Raw genomic sequence first — 8,533 nt, forward strand, 5'->3', positions numbered from 1 at the left:
CGGGACACGATAGTTGAATAACACAAATTGTTGAGCAGACTACTGAAGTCTGCTTATTTTATTGAAGTAAAGAGAGCAGTATAATTTTAAGATCGAGTGGGGAGAACCATACCATAAGTAACGGCAAGTATTCTATGATAGAATGAAAGGAATTTATAGGGGAATGGGGAACGCTTTATGGGGTCTATCTTTAAGAGCGGAGCAACCGAACAAGAATACTATCTTTGTTATCAAAGAAGTTTAGATATGTTTGAAATGGAAATGACGTCACGTTATATCCCAACAACATTCGGAGATACACATGTACTATGTTTCGGTGATACGAGTAAGAAACCATTGTTTCTCCTTCATGGAATGACAATGAGTAGTACAATGTGGTTTCCCAATATGAAACAGCTGATTCAAGAACGCTGTGTTTATGCCGTTGACGTTATGGGTGATTTCGGTAAAAGCAAGCCTGAATTTGCCATAAAGAATAGGAGGGACGCTCACCAGTGGATTCTTGAAGTTTTGAACGCCATGCAGTTCAATAAGGTGGATTTGGCAGGTCACTCGATGGGCGGGTTCTTATCTTTAAATTTTTCGCTTGCATATCCAGATCGCGTATCAAAATTAATGCTTTATGCTCCAGCCGGTACTTTCCATAGAATAAGTTTGAAATTCTTCACAAAGATTTACCCTGCATTATTGTTTCATACAGAGCTGTGGATCGACAATGCTTTTAAATGGTTCTCAGGCAAGGGGGAGCCATTAGACCCTGTATTTCGCGCCCAAGTTATTGCGGGTTATCGCCATGCCAAACCGCTTTTACAGGTGATGCCCTCCGTATTTGACAAAGAAGAATTCCAACGCTTCAATGTTCCTACTTTGCTTCTTATAGGAGACAAAGAGGTAATATACCCTGCTAAGAAGGCGGTAGCAAACGCCCAAAACTTGATCCCTAATCTGGAGACCCACTTAATCGCTGGAGCAAGCCATTCCCTAACAATGGAGCATGCGGACGTCGTAAACAAACTCACACTTCAATTCCTGAAAAAGTGAGGATGACAACATATTGAGCCAAAACTTGCCATTACAGACAATGTGGAGAACCGTATCATAGATGACAGGTCATCATTACGCTAACGGGACACGATAGATCAATAAAAGACAGAGTAACGGCAGCCATTCATTTAGCTGCCGTCTTTTAAACTAACGGTCAGATTAGTTATAAACATAACAAATAGACCATCCTTTTAATTCCGCAGCACGAAATGCTTATGCTTTATACAAGACGAATGGCGAAAAAGTTTTTTGTGTGGAAAATAGGGATTTTAACTTTGAACACTAAGAAGATATAGGAGAAAGTGCGATGGCAAATATTATTGATATTGCGAAGCGTGCGGGTGTATCTGTGTCAACAGTATCGAGGGTGCTAAATAATCATCCTTACGTATCTGAGTCGAAGAGGAAAGCTGTGCTACGTGTGATTGATGAATTTGACTACACCCCAAATCGCTTAGCTGTCGATTTAGTCCGTAAGGAAACAAGGTGTATAGGCGTGGTCATGCCTTACAACAACAATCAAGCCTTTGATCAACTGCTCCATGGTGTACTTAATCGATCAGTTGAGCATGATTATTCTGTAATGGTTCTTCCTACGAAGTACGATCCGAAAAAAGAGCTCAGCTACTTAAATATGCTGAAAAACAAACTATTGGACGGAATCATTATTACTTCTCGGTCGAATGATTGGAATGCAATTATTCCATATACCAAGTATGGAACAATTGTTGCATGCGAGTTTACGGATCATCCTGAGATTGGCTGTGCCTATATGGATCGATATGCATCTTTCCTAGACACGTTTCAAATGTTGAAAGATAAAGGCCACTCACGAGTTGCCTTTACAACAGCAAGAGGAGAAGAGAGTGCTAGCACACAGCTGACAAAAAAAGCATATAAGCATATATTCGGTGATCTGCCGCCAGCATACCATATCAGTGATTGCCAAAGTATTGATGATGGGTTAAGAGTGGCACAACAACTACTTAATATGGAGGTTAGACCAACGGCTATCTATGCGAACGGTGATGAGGTTGCGGCGGGTTTTTATCAGTATGCAAGGAGTATAGAATTGGGAGTGCCCAATGATCTAGCGATCATTGGCCAAGAGAATCAACCTGTTGGAATAGGTTTAGGCCTATCTACGGTCGATCATCAATTGGTGAAAGTCGGTGAAGAAGCCTTTGATCTTACAATTGATAGTTCCAATAATAAGGTGGAAATTCCCTACCATATCATTGTACGGCATTCAATATAGGTATTGACCTGAAAAGGATTCCATACTTTAGCATTCATATAGGAGCTCATTTCTAATAATGCTTAAGGAGGATGAAATTATGTATACTACCGTTATCTTTGACATTGACGGCACATTAATAAATACAGAACAAGCGGTGTTGGGATCCTTACAGAAGTTGCTGGAGAAGAACTACAATCGGAAAATGGAGCAGCAAGATCTCACATTTGTGCTCGGAATTCCGGGGACAGTATCCCTAGGACAACTCGGTATTGAAGATATCGAACATGCGAATAAATGCTGGAATGATCTTATGAGTGATTACCGGCATACCATTCACGTATTTGAGGGTTTTCAGCAACTGCTTACTAACCTAAGGAAGCAATCGATTGCTACAGGGGTCGTAACTTCTAAGACAAAAAAAGAGTTTCAAGATGACTTCGTCCCATTTGGTCTCGCTCGTTATCTTCCTTATGTTATATGTGCAGATGATACAGAGCTGCACAAGCCTCATCCCGAGCCATTGCTTAGATTTCTTGAGCTATCAGGTGCAAAGGCTGAAACAGCCATATACATCGGTGACACCATTTATGATTACGAATGTGCCAGAGACGCTGGAGTAGACTTTGGATTAGCATCGTGGGGATGCAAACAACCTGAAGTTGTTCCAGCTAAGTATAAGTTCGAGAATCCAGAAGATATTCTTACACTTTTGTATCTCAAGTAATGTTATGTGTCGCTCTAATATTTTTCATTGGTTAAGCTAACGGGACACTATAGCTTAATAAAAATAACTTAAACGCGGCTGCCGGCATGGATCGGCAGCCGTGTTGCGCTAACGGGCAGGAAGTGTAAAAATACATTAAATTTATGATACGGATCACTGTATATCAAATATACTAGCAGATTTCATGTTGTAAAATATGGTAATTTAGTTTTGAAATATTTCGGAACTAGAAGCGGAAGATTATGACACAAATATAACCTTTGAATTTTCTCTTTTTCGAAGATTATACTTTTTGACATTGTGAGGATGGTGGAAGCGGAGTTTAGAAGCTGAAGCATCCCATCTAAATAACTTTGAAAGAAGATCTACGAAATCTTTCAGAGCAACGTAATGCCCTAAAGAGATGCAATCTGGAGCTTTATCTGAAGCTTACCCAGCCCGACTTTTGACATATTGAAAATAATTATATGCATGCTGCTTCATTCCGATAAGGCAAAAAAGCCTTTCCCAAAACAATTTTACTTACCATGACACGGTATGTCATACCAGTTATTGTATGATTATGTCAGTTAGAGAAGGAGTGCATGCAAATGAGATTGACGGTAACAGTGAGCGATGATAAAAAAAAGAATGTACTTGAATTGGCAAAAAAAAGCTTCGAGGAGCAGCACAGAGGGACGGTTATTGAGATCGAAACTCTGCCTAGAGAGATCCTCGAGCAGCGTATCCAAGAGGGCAATGCCCCTGATCTGATCGAGTGGGACGGTAGCAACATCGGAAACCTTCTCGATCGGAAGCTCATTCAAGAACTCACCCCGCTGTTGGAAGATGGATCGTTCGGCTTGTTGGACTTCTATCCGTCGGTGCTTCAAGCAGTTAAGGATCAAGGGAGAGTTGGAGCCATTCCAGTCATGGCAGAAGTGACAGGGGTTTTCTACAACAAAGCTCTATTTGACCACACGGGAATTACTTACCCAAAGGAGAATTGGACCTGGGACGAGTTTGTGAAAAAGGCACGAATATTGAACAGCTATGACGTAGACGGAGAAGTGATCCGCTACGGTGCTTATTTGGTCCCGAGGCTTCTTCCGGTGGAACCTCTTGTGTGGAGCAACGGAGGCGCGTTTTTATCCGAAGATGGCATGAGAGCAACTGGTTATCTGGATTCCCCCGAAACCGTGGAAACGATTCAAAGATATCTGGAGATGTATCACCCCCTCGAAGTGACGCCGTTTGAAGATGTGGGTAGGGATACATGGATCTCTTGCTTCAGACATAATAAGATGGCCATGTACTACGATGCGAACTGGACGATCAAACCAATGGGGCGTGATCAACGGGAACAGTTTGGCGTTGTTATGCCTCCTAGTATGGGAGAAGGGCCGCTGCGCAACATTGTACAAGTATATGGATACTGCATTTCCGCACAGTGCCAAGATGTCCAGTTAGCCTGGGCATTTCTTCAGGAGCTTGCTTCACCACATACAGAATCGGGAAGAGAATGGGCTAAACATAATCTGGCGGTGTCGCGTACTGTAGCTGAAATAAGCGGACAGCAGTCCGATCCCTTATATAGGCCTTTTCTCAAATCGTTAGAGAATGCAAGGCAGGGCGCGTTTGATGTGTCCAGCATGAAGCTATGGCGCTTTTGGAACAATGATGTATTCCAAGAATGGATTTTTCGTGAAAATCGGATCAATGTAGAGGAGCGCTTAAGAAGAATCGCAAGAGAGTACGACGAAATGCTTCACACTTAGAATGGAACGTGTGGTGAGACAAAATGGGTAATATGCATCGAATCCTGTGGTTTGATGAACAAGTGCGGTTCGGAAAGTACCCTAATAGCGGTCATTTGTCGGAGCATTTTGAGATATCCGTCCGGCAAGCCTGCAGGGATATCGAATATTTAACAAATACACTTTGTGCTCCACTGGTATACAATCCTAAAAGGCGGGGGTACCAATACGAGGATAAAACTTATGTACTGCCCGCGCTAATACTGACGGCATCCGATATACAAATGATACAAGCCATAATATCCCACTTAGAGCAAACGGCAACTTTGTTTGGAGCAACCGCATTTTCAGAAAAAGCAGTTGGTCTACTGCAGAATATAATTTCGCACTCTTCCTATGAAGGGGAGAGGGACTAATACAAATTTCGAGAAGTGTGGCAAGCTGACGTAAATGATTCTGAATTACCTTTTATATATTTATTAACAACTGATTCAATTATGGATTCATTCGGGAACGAGATTATCATTTTTTTGAGACTTTAATACTAACGTAATTTAAGGATATGAAATATACAATACTGCGGAACCAAGATGAGAGCAACATGGATAGCTTTCATAAAGGTACGGTAGCTCAATAAGAAATAAAACATTATTTATTTGGAGGAGATTCCTATCGAAAGTTCTATTAAAGACAAATTTTCAAAAGAAATTTTATTAGAGGGAGCAGGTCGGTTTGGTATTAAATTTGAAGATACTATAGAACTTGACGGTTTTCAAAATTTTGTGTTTTTAGGGAAACGTGAATCAATAAATGTGATATTAAGGATTGCTCATAGCTCACATAGGAGTAAGGATATGACGCTTGCTGAGGTCGAGTTTATTTCTTATCTAGCCGATTCCGGAATGACTGTATCGAAAGCCTTACTTTCTAATCAAGGTGAATATGTTGAAGTTATTGAACAAGCTGATAACTGTTTTATTGCGACTGCTTTTGAATTCGCTCCCGGCAGAAGGGCTGAAATTTGCGTCGAAAGTGATATCTTTTATGAACGAATTGGCAGGTTTACTGGAAAAATGCATAAACTATCAAAACAGTTTTCTCCTATTCAAAAAAGGTACGATTGGAATGACAATGCAGCTATTACAAAATTTAAAAATTATGTACCTAATGAGATGCTTCAACAGAAACTTGAGTTGATAATAAGTCAAATTCAATCATTGTCAAGAGACAGAGATTCGTTTGGGCTTATTCATGGAGACATTAGTCCGGGGAACTACCTGAATCATGAAGATCACCCGAGCATCATTGACTTTGATCAATGCGAGTACAGTTGGTTTGCTTCTGAAATTGCAACATCGATATTTCATGAAACTCCAATTCCATTTATTATTACAGATGTAAATAGACGAAAGACAATAACAAAACGATTTTTTTTAAACTTTTTTCAAGGATACTCCAAAGAAAATACATTAAGTCGTAGCTCACTAGATGCCATACCATTATTTATTAATTTAAGACAAGCTATCGTTATTGGTCTTATATACCGTAGTTCTGATATGGGTAACTTTGATAATTGGAGTGATTGGAATAAGGAAGCATTAACTTTTTATATTAATAATATAAAAAATGATATTCCGTATATTGACTTGGATTTCACAAGTCTATGATGTAAATATGAAAAAGCTTGTACTATCAGGGAGAATGTTAACAATGCATAAGGATCTCTAGTCAGTTAATTCCATGAAAGAACGAAGTTACTTTCATGATCTGTGGTACAGCACTTCAGATGAATGGATGGCTAACGGGATACGATAGAATAAACCACCTTAATCTGAGGGGTGAAATTGTCGGGTGAGAAGAACATGTATGCTTAAAAGCCGCGTATTTGCGGCTTTTTTTGTTTTAACGAAATATGTTCCTGTCAAAAACGAATGACAGGAACATATATTGTTTTACGTAAATGAGGACGATTATCAATTATAAAAATGATGCAGATTGATCACCGACGTTAAGCTAACGGGACACGATAGCTTAATCATGAAATAGAGGCAGTTGGTCAAACGATCAGCTGCCTTTTTCTTTTAAGTAACGGGTAAGGCAACGTGAATATTTAGTAGAATAGTTTACTTGCAACCAATATTATTTTTCCCATCATTTTTGGCAAGAACTTTCTGCAGAGTTAAATACGACTTATGATTTTAGGAAGGAAATGCGTGAAGAGTTATGGATTGGGAAGATGCTTTAGTATGAGGAAAAAAGATATACATGATTCGCAAGCGAGATGCAGAATCAATATACACAGTTATCCTCCTAGAATAATTTGTTACTCTAAAAAACCAGCCTCTAGGCTGGCTATTGTTGAAACTATACAGCATTCAAGATCTCTTTAATATCTTTGCTTATTGAAACAGAAATTTCATCTGAACCATTATCCAAAGTCTCTAATAATAGCTTGCAACTATTAATTATTTCATCATCAGAATTATGTATAACAAATTCTAGTGCTTTGATATAAATATAGATTTCATCTAGGTTATCTTCTAAGTCATCACCTAGTTTCTGATGAAGTCTACTTACACACTCCTTAGCTAGTTCGCGGCCATATCTCTCTAGACTCAAAAATACATTGTATTCCGTTTTCGTATATTGATAAGGAGACTTTTCATTAAATTCACTCTTAAATGCTTCTACCCAGTAGTCAAGGCACTCTTCAACACTGTTGTTAGCTTGCTGAACTAAAATTGACTTAAACTCTTCATCCTTAACTCTCAGATCAGGAAAACATTGATAAAATAGTTCAGGATCAATTGTTTTTCTCATCACCAGACTGTAATCATTGTAATCATGTCCCGTAGCCGCGTAATATATGAAATCCTCAGTTTTGTTTAAATTGGAGAACGCATCTGCTTCAGCAAGCCGTTTAACTACATTTAGTGCAGCTAAGTAGTGACCGTCTTTAAATATTTTCTTCTCATATGCTACAACTGGAACATCATCGTTTGAAAACTCCTCAGCTTCTTCGTCCTCATAGGACAAATCTGAAGCCATTCTTTCAAACCCTTCAACTGTACTTTCTACTTCACTTGGATAGAATTGAAAAGCAAAATCCCCTTGGCTGTATTTCAAACTTTGTATCTGTGCATCAGAGTAGTTTGGATAGTGTTTCTTCACTGTGTTCTCTAAGCCAGCAATCGTATTCATGTATACGTAGAAGCTGTTGTATTCGTCAGCATATAAATTGAACGCATAGACATCAGTATTGTTCTTGGAGGTAGAGAAATTATTAATAATTTTTTTACATCCTTCAAATAATCCATCTTCTAGATCCTGAAAGGTTACCGCTTTAGTTTCTTGTGCTGACTCTGAGTACAACAGACGGTTATCATCAGTTTTGACATAGTAACCTTCACCTTTTAAAGCTTTATTTCCGTCTAGTAGTTGGCAAATTCCCGTATAATATAGATTCATATTTTTCTCCTTTATTTTGTGTCATTTGAGAAAAATGCGTTTAAATTCTCCTCCTGTTGCAAGTATACAACAAAAAACCAGCCTCTATGATATTATCCCCTTATGGTTGACAGTGAAGAAAAGTCCACTGGTACAATGGACTTGAAAGCTGCAACCGGAGGGGATTTTTCATGGCAAAAAAGGGACAAGTATTCATCCAATACACGGAACAATTAAAAAACGAAGCCATTCGACTTTATGAGTCAGGGGTAAGTTCTCGAGAAGTAGCGAAGCAATTGAATATACGTAGTAAATGTCAGGTGCTCGTTTGGGTTAAGAAGT

At 39.1% G+C, this 8,533-nt stretch carries 6 protein-coding genes; 5 read left to right on the forward strand and 1 reads right to left on the reverse strand.

Annotated features, from left to right (window positions below; genetic code table 11):
- Positions 1-261 precede the first annotated feature (261 nt).
- From C558_RS0129820 to C558_RS0129845, 5 genes are all read left to right on the forward strand, one after another.
- Positions 262-1,041, forward strand: coding sequence for an alpha/beta fold hydrolase (locus C558_RS0129820; protein WP_245583913.1), 780 nt, complete (start codon positions 262-264; stop codon positions 1,039-1,041).
- 310 nt (positions 1,042-1,351) lie between these two features.
- Complete coding sequence (locus tag C558_RS0129825) at positions 1,352-2,302, forward strand: LacI family DNA-binding transcriptional regulator (RefSeq protein ID WP_018759953.1); 951 nt, start codon at positions 1,352-1,354, stop codon at positions 2,300-2,302.
- A gap of 79 nt (positions 2,303-2,381) precedes the next feature.
- Complete coding sequence (locus C558_RS0129830) at positions 2,382-3,008, forward strand: HAD family hydrolase (protein WP_018759954.1); 627 nt, start codon at positions 2,382-2,384, stop codon at positions 3,006-3,008.
- Between the two features lie 590 nt (positions 3,009-3,598).
- Positions 3,599-4,765 carry an ABC transporter substrate-binding protein gene (locus C558_RS0129835; RefSeq protein ID WP_018759955.1) on the forward strand — a complete coding sequence of 389 codons (1,167 nt, stop codon included), beginning with the start codon at positions 3,599-3,601 and terminating at the stop codon, positions 4,763-4,765.
- 635 nt (positions 4,766-5,400) lie between these two features.
- Positions 5,401-6,411 (forward strand): phosphotransferase enzyme family protein, encoded by a 1,011-nt coding sequence (locus C558_RS0129845; RefSeq protein ID WP_018759957.1) that lies wholly within the window; start codon positions 5,401-5,403, stop codon positions 6,409-6,411.
- Positions 6,412-7,108: 697 nt separating this feature from the next.
- On the opposite strand, the gene C558_RS0129850 is transcribed toward C558_RS0129845, so the two are convergent.
- Entirely contained in the window at positions 7,109-8,212 is a 1,104-nt protein-coding gene (locus tag C558_RS0129850; RefSeq protein ID WP_018759958.1) for a DUF4303 domain-containing protein, read from the reverse strand.
- Between the last annotated feature and the right edge of the window lie 321 nt (positions 8,213-8,533).

Source organism: Paenibacillus terrigena DSM 21567 (assembly GCF_000374845.1).
Lineage (GTDB): Bacteria > Bacillota > Bacilli > Paenibacillales > Paenibacillaceae > Paenibacillus_K > Paenibacillus_K terrigena.